Origin of the sequence: Algoriphagus aestuariicola (genome assembly GCF_017254835.1) — a bacterium.
Lineage (GTDB): Bacteria > Bacteroidota > Bacteroidia > Cytophagales > Cyclobacteriaceae > Algoriphagus > Algoriphagus aestuariicola.
Map to the genome: position 1 here is coordinate 1 of NZ_JAFKCW010000014.1, position 679 is coordinate 679.

At 53.8% G+C, this 679-nt stretch carries 1 protein-coding gene; it reads left to right on the plus strand.

Annotation, left to right across the window (positions count from 1 at the left end):
• On the plus strand, window positions 1-679 hold a 679-nt coding region (locus J0A67_RS22575; RefSeq protein ID WP_206571665.1), incomplete at both ends, for a DUF8696 domain-containing protein.

Genomic DNA, 679 nt, shown 5'->3' on the forward strand with positions numbered 1-679 from the left:
TAGCCAGTGCCACAGGAACCATCCAATGGCAAAGGGCAGACGATCTGGCCTTCACTGCCAACGTCACCAATGTCGGTACCAACTCAACCACCCTGACCTCCGCACAGGTTGGCGCGCTTACTGCTACAAAATACTTTAGAGCGGTGGTTACCAATGGCACCTGTTCCTCAGTCAACTCTGCTATCATCACCGTAAATGTCGATGCTCCAAGTGCGGTCGGCGCGGTATCTGCCAATCAAACTATTTGTAGTGGAAGTTCACCGGCCGATTTGACCATTGCCAGTGCCACAGGAACCATCCAATGGCAAAGGGCAGACGATCTGGCCTTTACCACCAACGTCACCAATGTCGGTACCAACTCAACCACCCTGACCTCCGCACAGGTTGGCGCGCTTACAGCTACTAGATACTTTAGGGCGGTGGTTACCAATGGCACCTGTTCCTCAGTCAACTCTGCTATCATCACCGTAAATGTCGATGCTCCAAGTGCGGTCGGCGCGGTATCTGCCAATCAAACTATTTGTAGCGCCAGCGCACCTACCGATTTGACTATAGCCAGTGCCACAGGAACCATCCAATGGCAAAGGGCAGACGATCTGGCCTTCACTGCCAACGTCACCAATGTCGGTACCAACTCAACCACCCTGACCTCCGCACAGGTTGGCGCGCTTACTGCTAC